This is a genomic window from Paenibacillus lignilyticus, from assembly GCF_017942085.1.
GTDB classification, from domain to species: Bacteria; Bacillota; Bacilli; order Paenibacillales; family Paenibacillaceae; genus Paenibacillus_Z; species Paenibacillus_Z lignilyticus.
The window spans coordinates 473,815-499,858 of the sequence record NZ_JAGKSP010000001.1 but is presented as its reverse complement, the minus strand read 5'-3'; the positions used below and the strand labels follow the sequence as shown (position 1 = coordinate 499,858).

Annotated in this window: 18 protein-coding genes; 11 read left to right on the top strand and 7 right to left on the bottom strand. The window is 51.1% G+C overall.

What is annotated here, in order from left to right; all coding sequences use genetic code 11:
• Positions 1 to 5: 5 nt before the first annotated feature.
• Positions 6 to 455: a DoxX family protein gene (locus I8J30_RS02235; protein ID WP_210654994.1), complete on the top strand. Its 450-nt coding sequence runs from the start codon at positions 6 to 8 to the stop codon at positions 453 to 455.
• Here the strand turns inward: I8J30_RS02235 and I8J30_RS02230 are convergent, their stop codons facing one another.
• Positions 456 to 1,133, bottom strand: coding sequence for a cupin domain-containing protein (locus I8J30_RS02230; protein ID WP_210654993.1), 678 nt, complete (start codon positions 1,131 to 1,133; stop codon positions 456 to 458). It lies immediately after the preceding gene.
• 199 nt (positions 1,134 to 1,332) lie between these two features.
• Between I8J30_RS02230 and I8J30_RS02225 the strand changes: the two genes are divergently transcribed.
• Positions 1,333 to 2,412, top strand: a complete 1,080-nt coding sequence (locus I8J30_RS02225; protein ID WP_210654991.1) for an AbrB family transcriptional regulator — start codon at positions 1,333 to 1,335, stop codon at positions 2,410 to 2,412.
• Between the two features lie 29 nt (positions 2,413 to 2,441).
• Here the strand turns inward: I8J30_RS02225 and I8J30_RS02220 are convergent, their stop codons facing one another.
• Both I8J30_RS02220 and I8J30_RS02215 read right to left on the bottom strand, forming a co-directional pair.
• Positions 2,442 to 3,635: an oxalate decarboxylase family bicupin gene (locus I8J30_RS02220; protein ID WP_210654989.1), complete on the bottom strand. Its 1,194-nt coding sequence runs from the start codon at positions 3,633 to 3,635 to the stop codon at positions 2,442 to 2,444.
• A 96-nt stretch (positions 3,636 to 3,731) separates the two neighbouring features.
• Positions 3,732 to 4,718, bottom strand: coding sequence for a LacI family DNA-binding transcriptional regulator (locus I8J30_RS02215; RefSeq protein WP_210654988.1), 987 nt, complete (start codon positions 4,716 to 4,718; stop codon positions 3,732 to 3,734).
• A gap of 274 nt (positions 4,719 to 4,992) precedes the next feature.
• On the opposite strand from I8J30_RS02215, the gene I8J30_RS02210 reads away from it, so the two are divergent.
• The 6 genes from I8J30_RS02210 (at position 4,993) to I8J30_RS02185 (ending at position 14,132) form a co-directional block, all read left to right on the top strand.
• Positions 4,993 to 7,443 carry a GH116 family glycosyl-hydrolase gene (locus tag I8J30_RS02210; protein ID WP_210654986.1) on the top strand — a complete coding sequence of 817 codons (2,451 nt, stop codon included), beginning with the start codon at positions 4,993 to 4,995 and terminating at the stop codon, positions 7,441 to 7,443.
• Positions 7,444 to 7,598: 155 nt separating this feature from the next.
• Positions 7,599 to 8,858 carry a DUF5050 domain-containing protein gene (locus I8J30_RS02205; RefSeq protein ID WP_210654984.1) on the top strand — a complete coding sequence of 420 codons (1,260 nt, stop codon included), beginning with the start codon at positions 7,599 to 7,601 and terminating at the stop codon, positions 8,856 to 8,858.
• Positions 8,859 to 8,903: 45 nt separating this feature from the next.
• Complete coding sequence (locus I8J30_RS02200; RefSeq protein ID WP_210654982.1) at positions 8,904 to 9,743, top strand: nucleotidyltransferase domain-containing protein; 840 nt, start codon at positions 8,904 to 8,906, stop codon at positions 9,741 to 9,743.
• A gap of 158 nt (positions 9,744 to 9,901) precedes the next feature.
• Positions 9,902 to 10,576 (top strand): NAD-dependent epimerase/dehydratase family protein, encoded by a 675-nt coding sequence (locus I8J30_RS02195; RefSeq protein WP_210654980.1) that lies wholly within the window; start codon positions 9,902 to 9,904, stop codon positions 10,574 to 10,576.
• A 16-nt stretch (positions 10,577 to 10,592) separates the two neighbouring features.
• Complete coding sequence (locus I8J30_RS02190; protein WP_210654979.1) at positions 10,593 to 11,354, top strand: DUF5692 family protein; 762 nt, start codon at positions 10,593 to 10,595, stop codon at positions 11,352 to 11,354.
• 267 nt (positions 11,355 to 11,621) lie between these two features.
• A complete protein-coding gene (locus I8J30_RS02185; protein ID WP_210654977.1) occupies positions 11,622 to 14,132 on the top strand; it encodes a carbohydrate-binding protein in 2,511 nt (836 codons plus the stop codon).
• Between the two features lie 78 nt (positions 14,133 to 14,210).
• On the opposite strand, the gene I8J30_RS02180 is transcribed toward I8J30_RS02185, so the two are convergent.
• Positions 14,211 to 14,978, bottom strand: coding sequence for a helix-turn-helix transcriptional regulator (locus I8J30_RS02180; protein WP_210654975.1), 768 nt, complete (start codon positions 14,976 to 14,978; stop codon positions 14,211 to 14,213).
• A 346-nt stretch (positions 14,979 to 15,324) separates the two neighbouring features.
• Here I8J30_RS02180 and I8J30_RS02175 point away from each other — a divergent pair, with 346 nt between their 5' ends.
• Positions 15,325 to 17,880, top strand: coding sequence for a glycoside hydrolase family 2 protein (locus I8J30_RS02175; RefSeq protein ID WP_210654971.1), 2,556 nt, complete (start codon positions 15,325 to 15,327; stop codon positions 17,878 to 17,880).
• A gap of 55 nt (positions 17,881 to 17,935) precedes the next feature.
• On the opposite strand, the gene I8J30_RS02170 is transcribed toward I8J30_RS02175, so the two are convergent.
• From I8J30_RS02170 to I8J30_RS02160, 3 genes are read right to left on the bottom strand one after another with little or no spacing between them, the layout of a single operon-like run.
• Entirely contained in the window at positions 17,936 to 19,054 is a 1,119-nt protein-coding gene (locus I8J30_RS02170) for a Ger(x)C family spore germination protein (RefSeq protein ID WP_210654969.1), read from the bottom strand.
• Complete coding sequence (locus I8J30_RS02165) at positions 19,047 to 20,141, bottom strand: GerAB/ArcD/ProY family transporter (protein WP_210654967.1); 1,095 nt, start codon at positions 20,139 to 20,141, stop codon at positions 19,047 to 19,049. The genes I8J30_RS02170 and I8J30_RS02165 overlap by 8 nt, the downstream gene beginning before the upstream one ends.
• Positions 20,142 to 20,150: 9 nt before the next feature.
• The gene (locus I8J30_RS02160) at positions 20,151 to 21,563 is read right to left on the bottom strand and encodes a spore germination protein (RefSeq protein WP_210654966.1); all 1,413 of its coding nucleotides are present in this window, start codon (positions 21,561 to 21,563) and stop codon (positions 20,151 to 20,153) included.
• 176 nt (positions 21,564 to 21,739) lie between these two features.
• Here I8J30_RS02160 and I8J30_RS02155 point away from each other — a divergent pair, with 176 nt between their 5' ends.
• Together I8J30_RS02155 and I8J30_RS02150 are read left to right on the top strand one after the other, a co-directional pair.
• Positions 21,740 to 22,525 (top strand): phospholipase D-like domain-containing protein, encoded by a 786-nt coding sequence (locus I8J30_RS02155; RefSeq protein WP_240547739.1) that lies wholly within the window; start codon positions 21,740 to 21,742, stop codon positions 22,523 to 22,525.
• Between the two features lie 166 nt (positions 22,526 to 22,691).
• The gene (locus tag I8J30_RS02150) at positions 22,692 to 25,838 is read left to right on the top strand and encodes a diguanylate cyclase domain-containing protein (RefSeq protein WP_210654964.1); all 3,147 of its coding nucleotides are present in this window, start codon (positions 22,692 to 22,694) and stop codon (positions 25,836 to 25,838) included.
• Positions 25,839 to 26,044 lie beyond the last annotated feature (206 nt).

Genomic DNA, 26,044 nt, shown 5'->3' with positions numbered 1-26,044 from the left:
TTGTTATGGCACCTTTTATTGTATTGGCAGGTTCATGGTTATTGTTTCGTTGCTTGGGATTGGCAGGCTTGTCCTACTTTGACGGTTGGCAGACGCCGCTTCAAGCTGCGGTTGCCCTTATGCTGCTGTTGACCGCATCGGCGCACTGGGGGAGCAGGCGGCCGGATCTGATCCGGATGGTACCGCCATCCTTGCCGAAGCGGGAATGGATCGTTTCCGCGACGGGATGGCTGGAGCTTGCCGGTGCAGCGGCCATCCTAATTCCGCTGACGGCGACTGCCGCAGCCATCTGCTTGGCGCTTCTGTTCCTTGCGATGTTCCCGGCGAATGTGCGCGCGGCAAGGGAGAAGCTCACCATCGGCGGCAGACCCGTACCGGGCCTCCCGCTCAGGACGCTCCTCCAGCTTGTTTTTATCGCAGCCGTTCTGCTTGCCTCGCCAATTGTTCAGCTCTAATTAGTACTGATACCATCCGTTCCCGATGACGGTTCGCTTCGGATAGGAATAGCCGGTTACAGGCACGGGTGCGGGTGCAGGTGCAGGTGCAGGTATGCTGGGAGCCGCTGCCGCCACGCCTTGCACCATTTGTCCTGCTTTGTTGCATGTATTAGGCGGGCCGATAAGTACGGTTTGCGTAATTGGCGCCAGCGTTTCCTTCACCATCGCTTCGTTGAGGCAATAGGTATGTGCAAGAATATTCGCCGGGGTCAGTCTTAGCAGGTCGGATCCCCCAATGAACTGAGGAACCGGTGCGTCGAATATGGCCAACACATGGGTATTATCCATCGTTGCGACTTCATAATGCCACCATCCCTGCGGAATATTGACCACCTGTCCCGGCTGGCTGATCGGAAAGTTAAGCAGCTCGTTCGTAAAAGGATTGATTAACGAGACAACCATGGCGCCGGAGATCAGATAAACGAGTTCGGCCGCATTCTGATGATAGTGGGGCTCGACGACATTTCCTTTACTCATGAAGATGTCCAGCAGCGACACATCGACAAGCGTATTCAATTGTTGATTGGATAATGTATTAATATAATTGCGGGCATCTTTTCTGAACGTGGTATTGTTGTTGAGATTATACGTGAATTGGACCGACGGAGACGTGTAGTCCATGTATGAAACCGTCATAGCTCTCCCTGCTTTCTTTGTATAATAGGCATTTGGCATGGGATATGTTATGTCGGCTGCGGATGGAACGTGTTTCCCTTCCTAAAAAATGCATCGTCCCGTGACTTGTCGAACGCGCCTAATGGCGTGTTCTTTTTGCGTTAAAGGGGAAGTCGTTGTATTGTAAAAAGACGTTATAGAAGCAGGAAGGTGGAAGTGAATGTGGAGTACGCTGCTCACAGCACTAATCGGAGGAGCCGCATTCAAGCTGATGCATGCCCCGATCCCGTGGCTGCTCGGACCGATGATCGCAGTATTAATTGGATCGAATCTGCTGGGCAGAACGTACAGGTGGCCGGTGCAAGCAAGAAATGCCGGCATGATCGTCGTCGGTTATGCGATCGGCTTATCGATGACAGCAGAAGCGCTGCGGGAGATCTCCTATCAGCTTCCTTCCATGATGCTGATGATCGTATTATTATTGCTGTTTTGTACGGGAATTGCTTATATCGTATCTAAACTATCGCATACGGATTTCAAAACGGCTTTGCTGGGCAGCGTGCCAGGCGGGTTAACGCAGGTTCTTGCGCTTGCGGAAGAGACCAAAGGAGTTAATCTGACGATCGTAACGGTGACGCAGGTGATCCGGCTCATGATGATCATTATTTGCGTGCCGTTGCTCGTATTTAATCCGTTCTTCGGCCAATCGCATTCGGAAGGAGCGGCAGCGGTGTCGCAAACCCTGGCCGCAGCAGCAGAATGGGGCGGCTTGTTTCCGAATATTCTTCTCTTCGCCCCGGTTAGCGTTGCATGTGCGGTATTTGGCAACAAGGTAAACTTCCCAACCGCCTACTTGCTTGGGCCGGCTCTTGGAACGGCGATCCTTCAGCTCAGCGGATTGCATGGTCCACCGCTGCCTTCGCTGCTGATCGATGCCGCTCAGTTCATGATTGGAACGTATGTAGGGCTGCTCTTGAAACCGCAGCAGCTGCCGAATAAGCTGCGGACGATATCGCTGGCTCTCGGAAGCGGGCTCCTGCTGATCTTAGGGGCATGGGGATTCGGCGCCGTGCTGACAAAACTTCATCCGATCTCCATGTCTACAGCTCTGCTCAGTCTTGCGCCGGGAGGCATGGACCAGATGGGCATCATCGCGCATGAAATTCAGGCGGACCTGTCGATGGTGGCGGGGTATCAGCTGTTTCGCACCTTCTTTATCTTCTTCGCGGTTCCGCCGCTTCTTCGGATGATGTTCAATTACAGCTTAAAGAAACAGAAGAAGCAGGAAGCAGAATCATAATCGGCTGCGACGCCGTTAGCTCGCAACACTTACTTCGGGTAATACGTGAAACCCGGGAATTTCACGACAGCTTGTTCTTCCTTGCGCAGCGCATCGAGTACCTCGGAACCGACGTTCAAATTACGCGCTACGAGATTCCGAGGGGTCAGCGCCATCCATTGATTTAAGGAAATGTCTTCAAATCGATCGCTTTTGAAAATTTCCAGAAACCACAAGGATTGGCTGCCAGTGTTCTGAATATAATGGCCATTGGCAAAAGGGACGTAGCCGACATCGCCCGCTCTGTAATCAAAGGTCCGCGCTGCGCCGTTGCCGGCGAATACCGTCATTCTCCCTTGGCCGGTCAAATAATACTGCCACTCATCATTGTTGGGATGCCAGTGCAGCTCCCGCATGCCGCCGGGTTCGATTTCGACCAGTGCCGCAGCTACGGTTCGAGAGATCGGGAAGTTGGTGGAGTCCACGATTCTGACATTGCCTCCCGATGATTTGACCGGGGTTTGGGCGAGCAAGCTGTGCTTGAAGGTGAGAGGCACGGTGCCGTAAGGCGATTGGATGGCCTGTTCCGCGATCGTACCTGGAATATTATCTTGGAAGATATAAACCTGATCGTCCGGAATGGCGTCAAAAGCGCTTTGCGGTACGCCGAAGTTGGCGGACAACACGTCTTTGGGCGTATGGGCAAACCAGTCGGAGATGGATAGGGTATTCAAATCGGAGAAAGATCCGTCATCGAAGACAAGCAGAAATTCACAGCCTTCTTCCAGCCCTTGAATGGAATGAGGCAAACCCGCCGGAAAATACCACAGGTCTCCCGGACCGACATCGGCAATAAAATTGCGCCCCTGCCAATCCATGGACGTAATGCGCGCGCAGCCCCGTATCATGTAGGACCATTCCGATTGTTGATGCCAATGCAGCTCTCGAACGCCACCGGGCGTCAAACTCATATTCACGCCGGCGAGCGTTGTCGCGATGGGCAGATCCCGTACCGTTATTTCACGCGACCAGCCGCCTTTTTTGAGTACCATGTGGGTATCGGAGAACGACATTTTCAAATTCGGCACCAAGCCTGCATCGGTTGCAGGAGGCACAAGCATATCCGGATTCTCCATATCTCTCATAATATCGCGCGGCCCTAAATCAAGACCGCCTGCGCCATCGCTTCTGATCGGCTGCGGAATGTGAAATGGCTTCCAATCGTCCGGGGTAGGATTTGTCATAAACTCGATTCCTCCTATACGTCTCTGGTACATCCCCTATATGTATGAGCGACAGCCTGGCTAGAAGACCAATTTCACCCCGTATATGCGCCGACGCTAAAGCGAATCCCGTTCAATAATTGCGTAGCCAACATGGGTACGTCGCGGAATGTCTCGGCCTTGAATGCTGGCAATCAATTGTTCAGCGGCTCTGCGACCGATCTCGTCAACGTGAAAATCAATCGTGGTCAGCGCAGGATCCACATAGTGCAAAATATCGATATTATCAAAGCCCATCACGCCCGCCTGCTCCGGTATCCGAATATCATTCACCTTCAGAAACCGCATAACGTCGAGGGCGTAGATATCGCTGCTGCAGAGAATGGCGGGCTTCTCGTCCGATTCCGCTATCAGCCGGAGCAGGCTCTCCAAGTAATCATAATCCGTAATTACGGTATAAGAGATATCCGGCAGCTCGGTACAGGCCTCGATAAACCCTTTATAGCGCTGCTCCGGCACGTAAATATTACTCTTGCCCTTGTAACGCAGCGGTGGACTTACATACAGAATGCGTTGATAGCCTTTGGATGCGATATGGTGAACGGCTGTTTTCATCGCTTGTTTGTCATCGATCCAGACGAACGGCACCTTAGCCGATACCCGATTGGTGAAGGTGACGACCGGTACGCCGGATTCCTTCAAGAATGAATCTAATGTCGGGCCCATATTGACCGGTGACATCGCAATACCATCGACCTTGCGGTCCAGCAGGTTGTTGAGATATTCGATTTCAAGTGCTTTGTCTTTATTGGTCAGCACGAGGTAGACAAAATAACCGTGTCTTCTTGCTTCCGCCTCGAAGGCGTGAAACAGCTGCGAGAAGATGCGATTATACATGTCGAACAGCACGATGCCGAGCGTCTTCGTTTGTCCTTTGACTAAGCTTTGGGCCAGAAAATGCGGTCGGTATCCCAGTTCACCGGCAACTTTCATGATTTTCTCACGCGTAGCTTCATTGATTCCGGGACGGTTATTAAGCGCACGGTCCACCGTTCCCCGAGTTACTCCGCACAGCTCCGCGATTTGTTTGCTTGTCACTTTCATCAGCTTCCGGCAGCCCCCGACTTTGGATTCATCGTTTGCGATAATCGTAGTATAGAATGCGGGTTCAGGTCAATCCGTTCATGTGCACGAGAGGCCAAAAATCAAGTTTTATCGAAAAAATAATAGCGTTTACAAAAATATACATGGCTGTTACAATTAAAAACGTTCACGTGCACGGTGACGCCGTGCACGTCGATTTTTACATTCATTCTCGAACGAACATCACCTCATTAATAGCCGAACCCTAAACGAGCCTATAAGGAGCGATCGACAAATGGTTTATTCGAAAGAGCAATTATTCGATTCAACGGGGCAGCGCACGTATTCGGAGGAAGCAAAGGAAGCGGCTTTTCTGTTAGGCGGAATCGGGACCGGTAATATCTCAATCGGCAGCCGCGGCGAGTTCAGAGATTGGGAGATCTTTAACCGTCCGGGCAAAGGAGACCTGCTGCCGAATACGTATTTCTCCATCTGGGCGAAGCAAGAAGGCGAAGCGCCTGTCGCGAAAGTGCTGGAGTCGAGACTGCCGCTGCCTCACAGTCGATCGCATGGCTATCATCCCATTACAGGCGCCGGATTGCCTCGTCTTGAGAAGTCGAGGATGCGCGGCGAGTATCCGCTCGCGTGGGTCGATTTTGAAGATAAAGAGCTGCCCGTACAGGTTTCGCTTGAAGCTTTCACGCCGTTTATTCCGCTCAACACGAACGATTCCGGCATTCCCGGCGCATACATGACTTATACCGTCACCAATACGTCGAATAAGCCGGTTGATGTCACGATCGCAGGCTCACTGATGAATCCGATCGGCGGATTGAATTATGATTCATTCGGTAACTTGGATGTTCGAAACGCCGGGGGAAATTTCAACGAGTTCCGCGAGGATCATGGTTTCACCGGTTTGAACTTTACCTCTAACGCATTCGGCGAGGGCGATCTGAATTTCGGCAGCCTTTCCCTGGTGACGACGAATCCGAAGGTAACCTATAAACGCGCGTGGTTTCGCGGCGGGTGGTACGATTTTCTGCAAGAGTTCTGGGACGATTTTGTCCAGGATGGCCAGCTGAATGACCTCGGCTACGATACGCCTTCCGAGAAGAACCGGACGGATACCGGCTCCCTTGGCGTATGCGAGACGTTGGCGCCCGGAGAGACGAAGACATTTGCTTTCATGCTGGCATGGCATTTTCCTAACCGCGTCAACGGCTGGAATGATCATATTTGCGTGAAGGAAGAAGGACGGCAAATTAAGCAAAACTACTACGCAGGTTTGTTCGACAGCGCTTGGTCTGCGGCTTCTTATCTGGTGAACCATCAAGCTCGACTGACGCAAGAAACGAAACTCTTTCACAGTGCGCTGTTCGCGTCCACGCTCCCATCGCATGTACTTGATGCCATAGCAAGCAACATCACGGTGCTACGCAGTCCAACCTGCTTCCGGTTTATTGATGGGCGATTCTTCGGCTACGAGGGCTGCTTCGATCATCAAGGCTGCTGCGACGGAAGCTGTACGCATGTGTGGAACTATGCTCAAACGCTTGCGTTCCTCTTCCCTGAGCTGGAGCAGAACATGCGCAGAACGGAGTTCCTGACGGAAGTCGAAGAAGACGGCAAAATGAATTTCCGAGCGTTCAAGATGTTCCAATCGGAATGGACGTGGCAAGGAACTTCTGCACCTGCCGCAGCCGACGGTCAGATGGGCACGATCATGCGCGCCTACCGCGAGTGGAAACTGACAGGCGATGATGATTTTCTGCGTGAGCTGTGGCCTTCCATTCAGAAGACGCTGAATTACGCGCCTCTGCACTGGGATACCGATGGCGACCTGGTGTTTGATGGGGTGCAGCATAACACGTATGATATCGAATTCTATGGACCGAACCCGCTGACCGGCGTTTTCTTCTTAGGCGCGCTTCGCGCGGGGACAGAGATGGCGGCTTATCTTGGCGAAGAAGAAACCGCGAAGAAATATGAAGCCGCGTTCGAAACGAGCTCCAAACGTCTTGATGAGCTGACATGGAACGGCGAGTACTATGTGCAGCGTCTTGATGATGTGGATGCGCATAAGTATCAGCATGGCATCGGCTGTTTGTCGGATCAGCTGCTCGGCCAGCAGCTTGCACATCTGTACGGGCTCGGTTATTTGCTGCCGAAGGAACGCGTGCAGAGCGCGATTCATGCGGTGTTCAAGCATAACTTCAAAGAGGATTTCTACAACCATGTCAATTGCCAGCGGACGTACACGCTTAATGATGAGAAAGGCTTGGTGCTGTGCTCGTGGCCCGAAGGCGGCCGTCCGAAGCTGCCTTTCGTCTATTCCGATGAAGTGTGGACCGGTATCGAATATCATGTGGCGACACATCTGATCTACGAAGGGTTCATAGAAGAAGGCCTCACGATTGTCAAAGCGGTGCGCGATCGTCAAGACGGTTTCCGCCGCAGCCCTTGGAATGAAGTCGAATGCGGCCATCACTATGCAAGGTCGATGTCCAGCTGGGGACTTCTGATTGCGCTGAGCGGCTTCGAATTCGATATGGCTCGCGGCGAAATGAAGTTTGCGCCTGTCATTAATGAAGCCGAGTATACCGGCTTCTGGAGCACAGGGCGAGCGTGGGGAACGTACAGTCAAAAGCAGATTGATGGCGGGTATGAAGTCGACGTGAAGGTGCTGTATGGTGATGCTTCCGGCGTGAAAGTCAGAGCGGGCGGCAAAGAGTTCACCCTATAGGAGCAAGTGAAAGGCTGTCCCGGAAGTGCCGATTACGGCATTCGGGACGGCTTTTTGTTTTGCCCATGTCCTTGCTATGCAACAATCTCCTCATAGCTTCGTCTAGATAGGAAAGAGACTGACCTATCCATACCAATAGAAGAGGTGTTCGAAACATGAAGAAATGGTTGATCGGCATGCTGGCATGCACGTGCCTCATCGGCACCGGAACCGGCTTAGCCCAAACATCCGAGGCGCAAGCTGCCGCTGCCATCACAGTTACTGTCAACGATCGCTTGATTGATTTTGATACCGAACCGATGAATGATCATGGCACCGTATTTGTCCCGCTTCGTTTTGTCGCGGATGAGCTGGGCGGCCGAATAACAAGCTGGAGCAACAAAGAGGTAACCGTCACGAAAGGAACCGCAACGATCCGCATGAAGATTGGTTCCAAGACGATCATGATCAATGAGGCGCAGCTCGAGCTGCAAGCAGCGCCTAAATTAATAGACGGGCGAACGCTCGTGCCGCTTCGCGTTCTCTCTGAGGTATTCGGAGCCACCGTTCAATATGCGAATCATCAAGTTCTCATCCGCACAGCGGTCGCCGAACCGATCCATGGCAATACCATTGGCAATCTCAATAATGGCGGCTGGTATGTGAGCGACGAAGAATGGATCTATTACAACAATCAGCATGATAGCGGCAGGCTGTACAAAGAGAAGTATGACAGCTCGGAGAATCAACTGGTCAGCGACGATAAGTATGTTGGTGCTCTGAATCTGGTTGGGCAGAAGCTATACTATACAAGCGACAATAAGCTGTTCACAATCGATATCGATGGGGCGAACCGAGCGCTTGTGCATGATTTTGGACTGGGGGCAAACCTTGTATCTATTGAAGGAGACTGGATCTACTATACGCAGGGCACCTATATGTATAAACCGCTTTATCGCATGAAGCTGGACGGGACATCCGGAGAGCTGCTTGAGAACCATCAGGTATCCAGCATTGCGGTGATGAATGGGAAAATCTACTATACGATCGAAGCGCAGAAGCTATTCGTGATGGATGCCGATGGACGCAATAAGAAGAAGCTGCTCACCGGGAATTACATTACTTGGGTTGAGGTGCAGGGCCAGTCGCTGTATTTCAATTTCAAAGGGAAACTGTACTCGATGCGTACAGATGGAACGGCCTTAACGAAACTCTCGGATTTGGATGCGCGCAATCTTAATATGCAAGGTGACCGGCTCTATTTCAGCAACTATAGCGAATACAGCAAGAAACTGTACCGGATGAATCTATCGGATCACGCCACGCAGAAGCTTAGCGACGATAAGGTGTATTATATTCATATATTGGATAAGAAGCTGTTCTTCTACAACCCGGACATCCGCGTCGTTGAAGAGATTGGGATTGAAGGGGCATAATGATATACAGGAAGAACGCAGCTATTTGAGGTGATGATGATGGAAATGGAGCAAAGACTTACGAATATCGTAGAGCGATTGAAGCAGGTTCCCGGCATTGCGGGCATTGTACTCGGTGGCTCTCGGGCTACGGGAACGCATACTGCGGAATCCGATGTAGATATCGGTCTCTATTATGATGCGGCTGAACCCCTCGATATCGCAGCGTTGTCCGTGGTTGCGACGGAGTTGGACGACTCCGGGAGAGAAGAGCTCGTTACGCCAATCGGAGGGTGGGGGCCTTGGATTAATGGCGGCGGTTGGCTCCATATTGGGGGAATTGCCGTCGATTTGCTATATCGGGAGCTGGATAAAGTAACAGCCGTAGCGATGGATTGCCAGCGTGGAAGCCTATCCGTTCATTATCAGCCGGGGCATCCGCATGCCTTTTGCAGTCCGATCTACATGGGTGAGGCAGCCGCTTGCCGCATCTTGTGGGACCCGCAAGGACGGATCGAGCAGTTGAAGAGCTTGTGTAGTCCCTATCCCGATGCGCTTCAGAAGGCGGTTGCGGATACCTTCATGTGGGAGGCAGGCTTCTCGATAGCCAATGCGCATAAAGGCGTGAAGCGCGGCGACGTTTCTTATGTTGCAGGCCACCTGTTTCGCGCGGTGAGCTGTATGGCACAGGTGTTATTCGCACTCAATCGGACGTATATGCTGAACGAGAAAGGTGCGGTTGCCGCTTGTGCGCGTTTCCCTATTAGTCCCGTAGACTTGGCGAATCGCATTCATCGGAGCTACGCGCAGCTATCGCCGGAGCGAACTGTCCTGGCGTCCGCCGTGGAGGAGATGGATGCACTGGTGAAGGATACGGAACGATTGAAGGCAGAACTATTGCGATAGATGTATGGCTGATTGGCCGGCCGAGCAGGGGGAAACCTGCTTGGCTTTTTTTATTTTGATTAGCAATCCTGCAGGTCCTTGAAATCTACTGTTCAGCGATCGTTTAATTTGCTATCGTTGGTAGATAACAGATGAAGAAACGAGAGGGGGAGTTCATAATGAAAGTACTATTATTCGGCGCAACGGGCATGGTAGGGCAAAGCGCGCTTCGCGAATGTCTTGTCGATCCGCAAGTTACGGCGGTCACCTCCGTCGGTCGGAATGCGACCGGTCAGAAGCATGCTAAATTGACTGAGATCAAGCAGGCTAATCTGCTCGACCTCTCTACTATCGAGAATCAATTAACGGGCTTCGACGCCTGTTTCTTCTGCCTCGGCATATCGTCGGCGGGGATGAGCGAGGAGCGATATACTGCGATTACCTATGATCTGACGCTAAGCGTGGCGAAGACATTGGCGCGATTGAATCCGCAGATGACGTTCATCTACGTGACGGGCAGGGGAACGGACAGCACGGAGAAAGGACGCAGCATGTGGGCGCGAGTAAAGGGGAAAACGGAGAACGATCTGTTGAAGCTTCCCTTTAGAGCGGCCTACATGTTCCGTCCCGGCGGAATTATTCCCCGGCATGGCGTAAGGTCGAAGACCAAGCTTTATCAAGCGATATACATCATTATGAGACCGTTCTATCCGCTGCTGGAGAGAGCGTTCAAGAGCGCCATGACCTCTTCGGATAAAGTCGGACGCGCCATGATCGCAGTTTCGCGGCATGGTTATGCAACACCGTTCATTGAAAGCGATGATATCAATCGAATCGCTTCACAACACACATGAACAGCGAGGAATCCAGATGTCGATGAAGCCGGCACCGCTTCCGCAATCCATACTATTTGAGCTTATTCTGGCAGTAATCGTCGGTGGAACGGTGATCACCGCATTCTCGCCGCTTTATGGGAACGGTATTATTAATGTCGTCGTACCGATCGTTATTTTATTGGTCTTAAAGGCTGATTTCTTTGAAAAGATGAAGCTTTCCACACTGCTGATCGGCCGAATATTGGTTGTCGTGACCTTCTTAGGTTTCTTCCCCGACAACTGGCTCGTCCCAACCATCGTGTGGCTGCTGCGCCTCAATATCTTGGAAGCGGCTCTGACCGATTACAAGAATCGAAGCTATTGCAACGTTATCTCAGGCATCGCTTTGATAGGTTCATCTTTTGTGCTTCACGGAGAGTGGCTCGGAACGCATTACGTCACGACAAACGAAGCGATGATCTATTGGGCGATTGCCTACACGCTATGGAATTGGAACTTCGTCATCTACCAATTCAAGCAGCAAATCGGTTTCTATCATATGGCTGTCCTTATTGCACCAATGCTAATCGTGCTCGGTGCGTGGAACCCGGGATTATGGCTGATCATGCGAGCAAACAGCTTGACGGTTGCAGGAATTTTTCAAATTTCTTGCAAAAGCTACCTGGAACAGAACCTTCGTAACGATTCGCTCGCTTCATTCATTGCTGCGGTTAAGCGAAAACCTACACAGCTAGTCGTTATGGTTGTCAATGTGCTGCTCTGCGTACTTACGCTAGTTCTTGCAGGATTAGGTTAACGAACGTGTGTCGAGAGAGTCCATGAGACTTTCTCGGCATTTTTTAGGCATCCGCCGCCATAAACCGTGTTATTCGTAGTAGAAGAGCTTCGGAAAACTGATGAATCTATGGAAAACAGAGTTGCTGCGATTGCCAAATAAAAACTATGATGTGATTGTGAAAGCGTATACATAGCAACATTTTGGCAGATGCTGAAGGGCGGTGCATGGAGGGAAGAAAGCATTGGACGGATGGACCAACTCTATGAATCACAAAGGAGAATAACAATGAAGAAGATGACGCTTGTTTTATTGGCCTGCTCCATGGTGTTCACCTTGTTTGGTTTTCGTCTTACCGTAGATCAAGGCTCGAAAGCTGAAGCTGCCGGCTACACGGCCAAGCTGCCCAAAATGCCGGCGACATCGGCCGTCGTTGTTCTGGACATTACGAAGGACAAAAGCGAGCATTCGTGGGAATCCACGGAGGCGCTGCTGGCAATCACGACGATTCAAGGGATCGTCAATCGTACGAGCAGCACGAAAATTTACTTGGTGAACGCGCCGCAGAAATGGACGGGGATCTGGAATCCGCCTGCGACAGATCAGTGGGCGCTCGATGATGGGCTCGTACCCGGTACGAAGACGTACCCGACCTTGAATCCATCCAAGCGGTTCCCTGTACTCAGCTACTTGGTGCAAAATTATGCGTCTTATATTAAAGGAAGCGTCTTATACCCAAGCTTGTCCACGACCGTCAATGACAGCGCGGTAATGGCGGCGATTACGGCAGCAGCGCAAACCGATGCGATTCCGTTGTCTTCGGCTATTCAGAGCTATTTGTCAACGACGGAGGGCAAGACGTATACATCGCTTGCGGATACACGAGGCTTTGCGAATGAAATCGACGCATTCCGCTGGGCGAAAGCGAACTACTTGAATGCGAATACGACGAAAGCCTTCGTAGCCAAACATGGCTTTAAGTATTGGGGCGGAAGTCCGGCGCTTGTTCCGATGACCTTCGACTATTATGTGGCAAGTAAAGCGTTCATCTACAGCCTTGACTCGAATAAAACCAATGAGAGGGCAGAGGTTGCAAGCTTGCTGAATACAAGCAATTATCCTGCAGGCACACCTGTGCTTGGCGAAGTTAACGGCGAGCTTTCGGAGCTGCAGGAAATCGAGGACCGCGGTTATTTCTTCACCTTCCTCGATGGTGCGAATTACTCCGTCCATAGCTCGTACGCATCCGATCCTGCGGCGATTACAGCGCCGGCTGCTCCGGCAGCGTCGACCATCGACAATAACGGCGTCTTCGTTGCCTTCTACGTCACCGACGGCGACAACTTGAGCATTGCGGAATACAACCATCACAACTATTGGCGCAATTCCGGATATAAAGGACAAGTGCCGATGGGCTGGTCATTGCCGCCAATGCTGCTTGATCTGTATCCGAAGAAGCTGCAGTGGCTATCTGCGAACAATTACAATAACAACTATGAGCTGATTGCCAATTACAATGATGGAAGCGCGCCGAACACGGCCGCAGGCGAAACGGCATTCACAACCGCTTATAAAGATTATCTGAGCAATTCCAATGGACTGTTTAGAACGATGAACTATTTCGACACCTCGGCTGCGTCGAATAGCATCATTACCACGATTAATCCCTACTTCTCCATTCGCGGCTATCAAGGGGCAACGAACGGAAATCCGGTTTCTTGGTCGTCCATCGGTCAAATCCCGGATACGACCATAAGCGGTTCCACGCAATCTTCCGCAACACCGCAAGAGATTGCCAATGCCGCCAAATATGTAGCCGACCACACCGCTGCAGGAACGCCTGCGTTCGTCGTTGTTTCGGTTGGAGATGGAGGCCACTCGGGGGATCCGTCTGAGGATGCTGCACTTGCGAAGGCGATCATGCTTAACAATGCGGGCGGACGAAATTATCATTTCTTAAGACCGGTCGATCTGGCGGCAACATGGAAGGCTTACTCGTCACCGACTGCACCGTCAGGCAATTATGAGGCAGAAAGCGCAACATTGACCGGCGGGGTAGCAACCTATACGAATAACTATGCTTCAGGTGGACAAATTGCCGGCTCGTTCTATCAAGGCGGCGCAATCAGCTTTGCCAATGTCGCGTCCGGCAGCTCGGTACAAATTCGGTATGCGAACGGCTCGACTGTGCAAGGGAAGGCCAGCTTATATGCGGGAGGCACCGATGTCGCGCAAGTGACGCTGCCGCCGACCGGAAGCTGGGACACATTTAGCACGGTTACGGTGAATGTCGCCGTAGGCGGAACCGTCAAGCTTCAGATTGATGCCGATGATGCGGCGACAATGGGCGGAAGCTTTACGACCGCAGGCAACATCGACAAAATCACGGTGTCCGGCACGGGCGGAGGCGGCGGTCAAAGCAGCTTCGAGGCGGAGGACGCTACGCTGGCAGGCGGGGCTGCAATCTTCACGAATGGAGGCGCATCCGGCGGACAGATCGTCGGCAGCTTCTACCAAGGCGGTTCACTGACGTTCACCGGAGCAGCGAGCGGCAGCAGTCTTACCGTTCGTTATGCGAATGGCTCCACCATTACGGGACGAGCCAGTCTATATGTGAACGGAGTGGATGTGGCGCAGATCGTACTGCCGCCGACCGGAAGCTGGAATACATTCAGCACGGTAACGGTGAACGGAGCCGTTCAAGGCACGATTAAAATTCAAATCGATGCCGACGATGCTTCCGCGATGGGCGGCAGCTTTATTACGGCAGGTAATCTCGATAAAATTACGATCAATTAATGAAGAAAAAGGATACAGCAGGGACGATGTCGTCCAGGCTGTATCCTTTTCTTTATGAACCTGTAACCCTACGTTGGTCTAACTGCCAAGAGAACGGATGTCATCCCGGATAGGCTGGTTCTCTTTTCGATATTGCGCAGGCGTGATGCCGTAGTTTTTCTTGAAGATCGCATAGAAGGAATTCAATGCCGAGAATCCGGCATTCCTTGAAATATCTTCAACCGTGCGGTTTGTCTCGACAAGCTGCCGTTTGACCTCTTCCAGCCGCAGCCCCGTAATGTAATCGGATAATGATTGATTCATGATTTCTTTGAACAACGGTCTTAAGTATGGAACCGACATTCCCAGCGCATCCGCTACGAATTTGGAGGAGAGATTCACATTGCCGATATTCGATTCTACAATCGCGCGAATGTCATTCATTAATTTGGAATGGCGGTTTGATTTGGCATTCTGATTCGTTTCCAGCACGGAGGCGATAACGGAATGCAGCCATTCCATGACGTTATCAATCGTCTCTATACTGTCCAGCTGCATCTCGATATGCGTCAGACTCCACAGATGAGGTTCGCTGTAATCATGCCTGATTTGCCGGACGGTCTTGCCCAGGTTGATCATGAAATGCGTTAACGCAAGTCTGGACTCGGAGTATGAATAAGGAACCAAATGTTTAACAAACTGCTCCAGATGGGAAATACACTCCTCTTGATGTCCCAATCTCAGGGCAGCCAATACGGCACGTTCTTGCTCCTCCGGATAAATATAGTCAGCTGCAGCCTCGCTTTGCGCCTCCAGGAAGAAAATCCGCCCCCTGCCGCTTTTAAATCGCTCGTTCGAACGTTCCAAAGCATCTGAATACGAACTATGGAGCGAGTTGAAGGAATTGCAGATGCCGCTGATCACAACCGTAGTTAGCGACGCCGATCGAAACCGATATTCTGAAGCCGCTCGGACTCGGCGTGCTGGATTCCTCGAAAGGATTCGCATCTGCTGTGGATGCGGCTAAAGAAGCAGGAGGACAAGTCATCGTCGACGAATTGAATAAGCAATATGCAGCGTTTACAGCAGGCAAGTAAGGGAAGCGAGAAGGCGGGCGGGGCATTGTCCCGCCTTTTCCATGTTTCTTTCAAGCAGCAGAAGAAGGCGGACATAAGTTCCGCCTTGAACACGAACTCTCGAGAGGGGCTTGTTTATGACTAATCGCATCTTGCTTAGCGGCACGGAATGGACAGTGACGGGATGGAATCGCAATCAGTGGAAGCTCGGCATGAGTATGGAGCTGGGTTTTAGCATCAATCCGATGCTCCCGGCAGTTAAGGCTGTAGTTCCGGGGGCAGTGCAAAGAGATTTAATCGCGGCAGGCTGGCTGCCCGATCCGAACGAGGGCTTGCGCAGCATGGAACTGGAGTGGGTGAACCATCGGGACTGGGTGTACGAACGAAGGTTCGAAGTGCCGGAAGACTGGGTGCAGGACCGCTGCGAATTGGTGTTCGAAGGATTGGATTACAGTGGATTCATCTATCTTAACGGCGAGGAAATTGCCGCTTTCGATGGGATGTTTCTTCCGGTAACGATAGATGTTGCGGCTAAGCTGCATGTAGGGGCGGGAAATGAGAACAGGCTTCAGCTTGTATTCCTGCCGAGTCCCGAGGTGGATGGGCAGATCGGCTACTCGAATGAGATCAGCAAGGTGAAGTCGCGCTTCAATTACGGCTGGGACTGGTGCCCCCGCATGGTACCGGTTGGGATATGGAAGGATGTAAGTCTGCGGACTTATTCCGCGCTGAAGCTGATTGATTTCTATCCGAAGGCTGTTCCTGCCGAGGATGGTGAGGGAGGCGTGGTGAAGTATGGTTTGGAAGCTGAAATTTGGGGGCCGGGCAGCTACACGCTGGCCAGTGAATTAGTCGATGCTGATGGCGAAATCGTACATAGTGATGAGCTTACATATGAGCTCCGCCGCGGTGGAATAAATCGAATCGAGTATGAGATGTCCATTGAAGCGGTTCGCCGTTGGTGGCCTAATGGCTATGGGGAGCAGCCGATATACCAGGCGAGAATTACGGTTTATGATGCGGAAGGCCGAGTATGTGCGGCAGATGGGAAGACAGTTGCTTTTCGCACGCTTCAGTTCGTTCAGAACGAGGATTCCCCTGAGGGTGCGCTGCCTTATACGCTGCTGGTGAACGGAGAGCGGGTATTCTTGAATGGCGTGAACTGGGTGCCGATTTCTCCTTACTTCGGAGGCGTAACGAGCGAAGATTACGCGCATTACCTTGGTCGCTTTAAGGCGATGAACGTGAATGTACTTCGCGTTTGGGGCGGCGCGATTACGGAGAAGGAAGACTTCTATGCGTACTGTGACCGGAATGGGCTGCTCGTCTGGCAGGAGTTTCTGCAGTCCTCAAGCGGGCTGAACAATTGTCCGCCGGATAATGCTGCTTTTCTGAAAGAGCTGGCGCGTGTGTCGCGGGCGGCTGTCATCGAGAAGCGCTCGCATCCAAGTCTGATGGCGTGGTGCGGCGGCAATGAGCTGATGTGGGAGAATTTCTCTCCGGTTGACGAGAGGCATGGGAATATTGCAATGCTGAAGAAGCTGGTTGAAGAGCTGGACCCCGGTCGTCCGTTCTTCCCGTCAAGCGCGTCCGGCCCGAGATTCGGTGCGACCGAAGAGGAGTTCGGCAAAGGACTTCATCATGATGTTCATGGACCATGGCTCTATCTGGGGGAAGGGAACCACTATCGATTCTTCAATCACAATGACAGCTTGATGCAGACGGAGACAGGAACACCCGGAACCTCAAGGGTGGAGCGGATTCGCGGGCTGGCTGATCGCATGCCACCGTGGCCGCCTACTAGGGAAAATGCCTATTGGCTGCACTGCGGCGCATGGTGGATTCAGTGGGAGCAGCTCTCCGATATGTTTGGTCCTTGGGACAAGGAGCGGGACGAGCTGGAGCAGTACTGTCAGGCTAGCCGGTATTTGCAGCTGGAATCGCTGCGGTACATGGCGGAGGCGACACGTAGGAGAGAGCCCAGATCCTCGGGCTTCATTATTTGGATGGGCAATGAACCGTTCGCCAATAATGCCAATACCTCCTTGCTTGAATATGACGGGATGCCAAAGCCGGTTTACTATGCAATGAAGAAAGTGTTTGGCGGGTTGCATGTATCTGCGCAGTATGAACGCCTTTCTTACCGCGCCGGCGAGTCGTTTGGCAGCGAGATTTTCCTGCATGCGGATCGTGCGGATCAACGGTCTTTGCCATTTGCAGTGGAAGCACAACTGGTGCAGGCAGACGGTTCGGTAATCCAAAGCCAGCGTTTCTTGGCTGAGGCAGGTCGCTTGAACGGCTATATTGGCAAGCTGGAATGGCAAGTAGAGGATGTGCCGGGTTCTGTGCTGATCTTGCGGTTGGCTGTATGCGACGAGCATAATCAGCAGCTTGCAACAAATGAGTACCTGTTTACCATGAACGTGGCTTGTCCGCTTGAGCCGCTCAGGAGACTGCCTGCAGCAGAGGTTCGATTGCGCCAAGGCGACCGGCCGGAAGAGCTTGTCGTGGCCAATTTGTCAGAGATGGCCGCGGTCGGCGTGTATTTGATTCAGCGGGATGCCGGACAGTTGATCCATCTGGATCGCAATTATTTGACTTTGCTTCCGGGAGAACAACTGACTGTTACTTCGATGAATGGTCCGGTGGCACCGGAGCAGTTCTATGTTGAGGGAATGAATTTGGGAGGATGACTAATGTAAGCGAAATGAACAAGGATGGCCCTGGGCCATCCTTGTTTGCTGTCTCTTAGGATTCAATCATCCCCGCATCTCGGACGTTGATGACGACGTTAACTTTGACGGGAACTGTAGGATAGACGGTTTTCCAACCGAGACGTTTCCAAGCTTCGTATGGCATGCTGTTTCGCACGGCGATGCCGAAACCTAAACTGTCGGTGCCAAGCGATTGCAGCCGGTTAACGATGAGCTGTAATTCTTCACGCAATGCCATCGACGTATCTTGCTCCAGCTGGGTGAAGGGGGTATCCTTCTCCAAGTGCCGTTTACCGTCATATTCGAGGATAATGCCGCTGACGCGGACGTTTAACGTAACCTCGTGCGAGGAGCCGACCTTATGAACGGAAATCGAGCGTTTCGTAATCAATTGGGAGAGCATGGCTCTTTCCTGCAAGCCCGTAACGCTATTGCGAAATTTAAGAAGCATCTCGCCGTTCTTCATGTTCTTCAGCATCAATAAGAACTGGACAGCCTCATCGGATCCCAGCTTTCCCTTGTAGCTGTCATCCCTAAACAGTGCAATGCCGTCAATTTGCACGTAGTCCTTCTCTTGCGCGATCAGCGGTAGAATCGGATCGATGCCGTCATCGTAATAGTCGCGTACAAATTCGTAGAGGTCTCCGGCGGGAACTTCGTTTATTTTCCCTTCCTGCTCGACGAGAGCGCTGATATGATCGCTAATGGAAGGGATACCGGGGTATGGATGGGTGAGCAATGAAACGGCGCTCCCATTAGCGATGATGATGCGGATTTTCTCGCCAACCGAATAGTCGCGGCGATAGGAGTCCAAGTATTTCCATATTCCTTTTTTTGCAAGTTCATTGCCGAATATCAAATTCTGCAGCTGACCGGAGACGAGAATTTGGCTCGTTTTCAGTGAAAGCTTACGGCGTGCTTCCTTCGTAGACTCCGATTCCGTCTGCAAATTCGTCACTTGTGTCTGACCACCGGGGCCAATTCGGGGGATTGCGACGGCGACCGTGATCTTATTGCCTTTCGCAGTGCCATCCTCTTGTTTCGCTGCATCGACGGCAGCGCTGTTTACCATTCCCAAGTCCTCTAGCTTCTGTTCCCTGATGCATCCTGACAGCAGGAGGAGCAGAAGCAGTATAAATCCTCGTCTATACATGTTTCGGCCGCTCCTTCCGGTGATGGATATAAATGAGAATAAGCAGCAATGCCGGCAGTAGAAACGCGACTCCGATTTCTGTAATTCCAATATAGTGAAGCAAGCGTTCGGTTTTCTGCAAATCGCCGCGATCCCACATCGCGATAATCGCTGCGAGTAGTGACACAGCCACATAAGGAATCAGCCGATTCTTTGCGGTTGCCACCATATTTTTGACCAATTCAAGTGCCGCCCAAAGATACATGGTCGTAATAATAAGTGCCCGCAGCAGAAAGAGATTGAAGATGAAATCATCCACCCGCTGCACGAACGGGAAGCGGATAAACGATAATGTATTTAAAGAAGGATAGGCCAGCTGCTTCAACTGTTCGAAGCTATAGAAGCTGAAGGTAAGGAACGCAATAAAACAATAAACAAGCGTCACAATGAGGTTTGAAATTTGAAAACCTTGCATTAAGCGAGTCTTTTTGCCTGAATAGGGAAATAGCAGCAGACACAATTCATAGCCTAGGAATGCAAAATAGATGTTGAGCATACCCCGTAAAGTAAACCCGGCATCTTTGAACAAATAAGGTGTGAAGCGGGCAAAGTTGAAATGATTGCTTAACGTTGCCGGTACCAGGATTAGCAGCCAAAACACACAAACAAAGAAAATCACGGTAGCCGTAGCTATACCAATGATGTCTTTGCTCAACATCAATAGAACCAGAGCTCCGAGCAGGATATATAAGTAGAGAGGGTTAATTGTCGGAAACGACGTGGAGCGCAAGATTAGTAAATATTGTTTGCTAATCAGGACCCCTAACACGGTCCATAGCAGAATAAGCAAAGAGCAGAGAGGAACCACAACACCGGAAGGCAGTACGCGTCTTGCGATCTTGTATATACTGACCCCCTTGCCGAAACGGTAGACTAAAGCGATCAGCCATAAATTAATCGATGCCAACGCGCCGAATCCGAACAGGGAAAGCCACCCGTTATAGCCAAATTCTTCAGCCAGATAGCGCGGCATTTCGAACGAAATAATGCCGTACTGCAACGTAATGGCCAGGATAATGACTTGTGAAAAGGTTAGTTTCGCATTCATGAGGAACTCCTAGCGTAAGGGCGATTTGGCGTGCTTTCTGGCTTTATCTATCCATTGTACCGGCGCGCGTACGATCATATCGAGCCAATTGCCGGGGGACATGTACGCACCTGCACCGCCGAAGGCATTTTTACCGGACAGCTGGATGACGAACAATGCGAGCCCGATAACGAATCCGAAGTTGCCAAGCAAACCGGCCAGTATGATGATGCCAAACCGAAACAGCCGAATCGCCGAGCTCATGGAATAGCTCGGAATGACGAAGGAGGCAATTGCGGAAATCGAAACGGAAATAATGAGAATATTGCTTGTTATCCCGGCTTGTACGGCAGCTTGGCCAATGACGATTCCTCCGACGGTGCCGATGGTTGTCCCGACCTTGGTTGGCAGTCGGGCTCCTGCTTCTCGCAGCAGCTCGATGGTGAATTCCATAATAATGGCTTCCATTAAAGGCGTAAACGGAACCTTGTTACGAGACTCCATCAAGTTATTTAGCAGCGAAGGCGGAATCATCTCGTAGTGATAGGTGACAACAGTAACGTAGAACGCCGTAAAGCCCAGCGTAATAAACAATGCGATATACCGCAGAAGCCGTATAGCGGAAGAGACAAGCCAAGACATATAGTAATCGTCCGTTGAGGAGAAAAATTCATAGAAGGTAGCCGGTGCGCTGAATGCGACCTGGCTTCCGTCCAGCAGGCCGACTAATTTGCCTTTAGCAAGCTTACTTACAGCTACGTCCGGACGTACGGTTGTTAGAAACTGCGGGAAAACCGTGAAACTTCTGGGATCCAAATATTGCGTGAGCGTGTTCGTATCCAGTACGGTATCCGTGTGAATGCCACGCAGTTTCTCGCACATCAGCTGCACATCGTCAGGGTCGGCTTCGCCTTCGAGATAGAGCAGCGACATCGTAGAGCCTGATTTACTGCCGAGCTTGAAGGAGAGCGATTTTAACCGCGCGTCTTGTAGTCGTCTGCGGATGAGGGATAAATTTGTGCTTAGCGATTCCGTGAACGAATCCTGCGGTCCGCTGATGACGGTTTCGGTATCCGATGACGTGATGGAGCGGGCATCCGGCGAATACGAGTCGTACAGAAAAGCTTGACCGCCGTAGTAAATGGCAACTTGTCCGCCAAGTATGCCTTGCGTTACCTGCTCCGAAGTAGCGGCTTGGACATATTGGCTTTGCGTAAGCTTCTCTTTGATTCCAGCCTCGTGGTTGTCAACTGCTCCGAACGGTTCCAGCACATCTTTGCGCAGTTGTTCTTTTCCCGTGAGATGAGCGAAATAAATCAGATCTATGGCATGAAGGGGAAACTTCTGATGCACGAGGTCCGCACAATGATCGAGCGCTTGAAGCGTACGGCTAAGCAATTCCGGTTCCGTTTTCTTCCCAGCATCCTTCACAACAAATTCCACACTTTCTTCGTATCCTATAATGGCCTTGCTTTAGTATGAAGATCGGCTGGGATTTTTATGCAAATAGAAGGGTCAGCATTGTATGAGGTAGGATTAGCTGCAACGGTTCGTTGGCTGATCTTTGCCGCTTCGTGGTAGACTAGGATAAAACGCGTAAATGAAGGAGTCTCTTCAGCATGAAAATCATGAAATATATCCTTTCTGTTATTATTCTGGCAGCTTGTGCTGCAGTGGGCGTCATCTATGCCTCTTCCTCGTCCTCCCAGCCCGCTACCGTGAAGGATATCGAAGCGGAATGGGCTTTTACGCAGGATGGCGGACAGCCGGATCAACTGCTGATAGGCGTGATCAATGACGCGGAAACCTCGCTTGATATCGCGATCTACAGCTTGACGAAACCGGACATCGTCGATGCGATCAAGAAAGCAAAGAAACGCGGAGTTAACGTTCGGATCATAACCGATAAGACGCAGTCAGGCGGCAAAGCGCAGAAGGAAGCGCTCAAGCTGCTCGGCAGCGCAGGCATTCCGATGAAAATCAACAAACACAGCGGGCTGATGCATTTGAAAATGACGATTGCCGATGGCGCGATTGCGACAACCGGCTCGTTCAATTATTCGAAATCAGCCAGCACCGATAATGATGAGGTATTGATGGTGCTTCGAAACAGCGAAGTTGCGGAGTCTTTCGCGGCGCAATTTCAAGAGATGTGGGAAGACACGGGAGGGTTCCAAGCGATAACGCCGATCATCGCGGAGGACGCGCTTGAAGTGACTTCGCCGCTGGATGAAGCAGAGAATTCCGATGCTGCACAGGATGCAAAGTCTGCCTCAGACAAAGCCGTTGTTTATCGGAGCTGCGCTGCCGTGAAGGAAGCCGGCAAAGCGCCGCTGCACAAAGGGGATCCCGGTTACAGCACGAAGCTTGACGGAGATCGTGACGGCATTGCTTGCGAGAAATAGAAGGTGGGGGCCCGCGCTTTGTGCGGGCTTTTTTGATGCCTATTCACTCGACATAAGTCGACAGAAATGTAAATCCGTATTAGAGGATTGGACTCGAAAATGTCGAATAAATGCTAAAAGAAGGATAAATATGTTTACGACTTACAGCAGGGGGAGTTGACTGCCAATGAAAGCCTTTCTTCCTAATCGATTTAATATCAACATGCTAAACAGCAGACTCCGTATGCTGGGTGTCATCTTCGTACTCCTTGTCGGCGTATTCTGCACGGCGATCTTCTCCTATTTCGAGATGGATCATCAAGAACGCGATATTCATAATCAACTGGAACAAACCATTAGACTGCAGCAGCAGTATATTGATAAATGGATGTCCGACCGGATGTCGGAAATGAGCATGATCGCAAGTCTGCCTACAGTAACCAGGTGGGAGAGAAATGAGATTGGAGCCATACTGAAATTGTCCCAAAGCAAACATACAGATTTTAAGGCGCTGAGTTTGATCGACAAAGACGGCTTCAGCGCCTTAACTGAAAGTGAGTTGAACGTGCAGGACCGGGCTTATTTTATTGCTGCCCGGCAAGGCGAAGAATCCATATCGGATGTGATTGTGTCTCGAATGGATGGAAAGAGGATCATCGTGTTCGCAGCTCCGGTCCTAGATGCGACAGGGCAATTTATCGGACTTGTCGCCGGAACGGTTGATCTGACGACAATTGAAGGTTTAATGAAGCAATTCACCTATGGGAAGAGTGGACAAACCTATCTTGTCGATTCGGCAGGGATGTTAATTACGGGAGCAGGCGCGGGGACAGGCGAATTCGATTCGAAGCCCATTCAATCCGCCATTGTAGAGAGGGCAAAGACGAGCAGCAAGTCCAAGTCTGCTTATACGAATTACCGCGGTGAAACCGTCTATGGTGCGTATACATATGCGAATAACGGCAGATGGCTTGTCATCGGTGAAGCGGCGAAGGCAGATGTATTTGCCTCGCTGTATACGGAGCTCAAATATACGAGTCTGTTCATATTACTCGCGATGGCGGCATCGGTCTTCATTATGTTCAGAACCGCAAGGAAGATCACAGATCCGCTGAACCATCTGTTAACGGGCGTAAAACAGATCAAAGAAGGCGGTTACCATTACCGCATCGAACCGGAAGTGTTCCGTAACGCGACGCTGGAATTTCGGCAGCTGTGCAGATTGTATAACTCGATGTCGGATACGATATTGGATCAGATCGGGGCTCTCAGGACGGAACGAAACTTTGTTTCTTCGATTATCGAGACAGCTGCTTCTCTCGTTGTCGTTATCGATCCGGATGGTCATATCATTCGTTTCAATCAAAGCTGCGAACAGATTACCGGCTATGTTTTCGAAGATGTGGATAGACTTTCGATCTTTGAATTTCTCGTTCCGCTGGAAGAACAGCCGGCTGTACGGGTGCATTTCAATAACCTTGCAAATGACAACGGGAAGACTCGCCATGAGAATCATTGGCGGACACGGAGTGGAGAGCTTCGGCTGATTGCTTGGTCGAATACGATTCTGAAAGGCTCGCAGGGCGAACGTGATTCGATAATTAGCATCGGCATTGATGTAACGGAGCAGCGTTCGGTTGAGCAGGCACTGATCGAGAATGAAGAGCGGATCCGACTGCTGGTTGGGTCGATGGACGAGGTGGTATCCACTTTTGATGCGGATTTGAAGCTCACCGGCGTGTACGGCAGAGCCATGGATTCGATTATCCACGATCCACATGCGTTCTATTCCGGCAAAACCATCCATGAGCTGCTTAATGCAGACAACGCGAAGCTTCATGAAGAGGCCCAGCAGAAGGCACTGCTCGAGAGAAACACCGTGCTGGATTGGTCGATCAGCTCGCCAACCGGCTCTACCTACCATCAAACCTCGTATTCGCCGCTGCGGGATAACGGCGGTCAGGTGAAAGGTGTCGTTTCCGTCAGCCGAGAAGTTACGCTGTTGAAGCAAACAGAAGAAGCGTTCAAGGTGACACAGACCCGTTTGAATAATATTTTGGAAAGCATTACGGATGCCTTTATGGCACTGAATAATGACTGGACGTTCACTTACGTAAATCGTGAAGCTGAGCGGATTCTTGGCAAGAATCGCGAGCAAATTATGGGCAGGCTGCTGTGGGATAGTTTCCCTAAGATCGTCGGTACTGCCATATTCAGCTCTTATCACGAAGCGATGGAGAAGCAGCTGCCGGTCTTTACGGAGGAATATCTTCCGTTCATGCAAGCATGGTATGGCGTGCATATTTATCCTTCGAAGGATGGGTTGTCCATCTACTTCCAGAATGTGACGCAGCGTAAGGAACTCGAGCAAGCGGCCAAAGACAGCGAATCGCGTCTAAGCACGATTATCGAAACCGTCCCGAATGCGATAGTCGTCGTGGACAATACGGGACAAATTACGATGGCCAACCAGATGGCAGAGGATATTTTCGGACTGGATAAAGAAGCCATTCTCAGCCGGACCTATGCGGATGAGGCTTGGGTGCTGTATGATTTTGGCGAAAATCTGATGCCGAAGGAGGACTATCCGGTCGCACACGTGTTTCGTACGGGGCAAGTGGTAGCCAATTCCGAATTCGTGTATAAACGGGCTGACCAGTCCACAGTCATCGTATCCTGCAACGCAGCGCCGGTTATGGACAGCCGCGGGCAGATTACAAGCGTGCTGGTTTCGTTATCGGATATTACCAGCCGAATCGCCGTGGAATCCAAGCTTCAACGGGCTAACGACGAGCTGAAGAAGCTGTCCTCCTTGGATGGATTGACAGGCGTGTACAATCGCAGATATTTCAATGAGCAGCTGCGTGCGGAGTGGGAGAAGCATAGGGTTGATCGTGCGCCATTGTCGCTCATTATGCTGGATATCGATTTCTTCAAAAGCTACAATGACACTTACGGTCATCAAGGCGGCGACATGTGCCTCAAGACGGTAGCTTCAGAAATCCGGGATTCGCTGCTGATGCCGGATTCCTTCATCGCTCGTTATGGCGGCGAAGAGTTCGGTATCGTGCTTCCGAGTACAACGAAACAAGAGGCGGCTGAATTGGCGGAATTCGTAAGGGTACGCGTGGAGAATAACCGCATCCCTCACAGCAAGTCGACGGTGAGCGGTTATCTGACGATCAGTTTGGGAGCTGCGACGTTGATCCCGACCATCGAGCAAGACGAAGAGATGTTGGTCGCTTACGCCGACAAATGCCTCTATGAAGCGAAGAGGACGCGTAACCGCGTCGCCGTTTATGAACAGTTGGAAGCGACTTTTTCTGAAGGATAGACAATGAACGGTCGATCGGAAGTTCATTTAAGGTGGTAGCTTGTCGGCCAGCGAGTAGTCAGGCCCGTAATAAATGTTGCTAATAATGCAACATTTCAGACTGTAACTTGCTTATCGGGACCCAATGTTGCGTGAAAAACAACATTTTCGCTGAACAAGACCATTATAGGTAACCTTAGGCGTGAAATGTTGCTTTTTGAACAACA

Coding starts and splice junctions, on each gene's coding strand:
- I8J30_RS02235 (WP_210654994.1), top strand. CDS start 6: ATGGCACCTTTTATTGTATTGGCAGGTTCATGGTTATTGTTTCGTTGC.
- I8J30_RS02230 (WP_210654993.1), bottom strand. CDS start 1,133: ATGACGGTTTCATACATGGACTACACGTCTCCGTCGGTCCAATTCACG.
- I8J30_RS02225 (WP_210654991.1), top strand. CDS start 1,333: ATGTGGAGTACGCTGCTCACAGCACTAATCGGAGGAGCCGCATTCAAG.
- I8J30_RS02220 (WP_210654989.1), bottom strand. CDS start 3,635: ATGACAAATCCTACCCCGGACGATTGGAAGCCATTTCACATTCCGCAG.
- I8J30_RS02215 (WP_210654988.1), bottom strand. CDS start 4,718: ATGAAAGTGACAAGCAAACAAATCGCGGAGCTGTGCGGAGTAACTCGG.
- I8J30_RS02210 (WP_210654986.1), top strand. CDS start 4,993: ATGGTTTATTCGAAAGAGCAATTATTCGATTCAACGGGGCAGCGCACG.
- I8J30_RS02205 (WP_210654984.1), top strand. CDS start 7,599: ATGAAGAAATGGTTGATCGGCATGCTGGCATGCACGTGCCTCATCGGC.
- I8J30_RS02200 (WP_210654982.1), top strand. CDS start 8,904: ATGGAGCAAAGACTTACGAATATCGTAGAGCGATTGAAGCAGGTTCCC.
- I8J30_RS02195 (WP_210654980.1), top strand. CDS start 9,902: ATGAAAGTACTATTATTCGGCGCAACGGGCATGGTAGGGCAAAGCGCG.
- I8J30_RS02190 (WP_210654979.1), top strand. CDS start 10,593: ATGTCGATGAAGCCGGCACCGCTTCCGCAATCCATACTATTTGAGCTT.
- I8J30_RS02185 (WP_210654977.1), top strand. CDS start 11,622: ATGAAGAAGATGACGCTTGTTTTATTGGCCTGCTCCATGGTGTTCACC.
- I8J30_RS02175 (WP_210654971.1), top strand. CDS start 15,325: ATGACTAATCGCATCTTGCTTAGCGGCACGGAATGGACAGTGACGGGA.
- I8J30_RS02170 (WP_210654969.1), bottom strand. CDS start 19,054: ATGTATAGACGAGGATTTATACTGCTTCTGCTCCTCCTGCTGTCAGGA.
- I8J30_RS02165 (WP_210654967.1), bottom strand. CDS start 20,141: ATGAATGCGAAACTAACCTTTTCACAAGTCATTATCCTGGCCATTACG.
- I8J30_RS02155 (WP_240547739.1), top strand. CDS start 21,740: ATGAAAATCATGAAATATATCCTTTCTGTTATTATTCTGGCAGCTTGT.
- I8J30_RS02150 (WP_210654964.1), top strand. CDS start 22,692: ATGAAAGCCTTTCTTCCTAATCGATTTAATATCAACATGCTAAACAGC.